We start from the raw sequence: 273 nt of genomic DNA, 5'->3' as shown, positions 1-273 counted from the left end.
AGCATACGATGCAAACGGAGTGGCATACAAGTATGAAGTGAAAGAACAGCCAGTAGCAGGATATGAATCCAAAGTAAGTGGTACTGATATCACGAATACAAAAGTAGCGAAATTGACAGTAGAAGGAACAAAAACGTGGAACGATAACCAAGCAACAGATCGTCCAAGCTCGATTAAAGTAGACCTTTTACAAAATGGTAAAGTAGTAGATACAAAAGAAGTAACAGCGGCAACAAACTGGAAATATGCATTCACGGATTTAGAAGCATATGA

At 38.5% G+C, this 273-nt stretch carries 1 protein-coding gene; it reads left to right on the top strand.

What is annotated here, in order from left to right:
* Positions 1–19: 19 nt before the first annotated feature.
* A partial coding sequence (locus tag JDS82_RS29185) for a Cna B-type domain-containing protein (RefSeq protein WP_346011140.1) occupies positions 20–273 on the top strand: 254 nt, incomplete at its 3' end.

The organism is Bacillus cereus group sp. N14, assembly GCF_016483555.1.
GTDB lineage: Bacteria > Bacillota > Bacilli > Bacillales > Bacillaceae_G > Bacillus_A > Bacillus_A wiedmannii.
The sequence above is the reverse complement of the archived record's forward strand: the minus strand, read 5'-3'. Positions and strand labels throughout refer to the sequence as shown.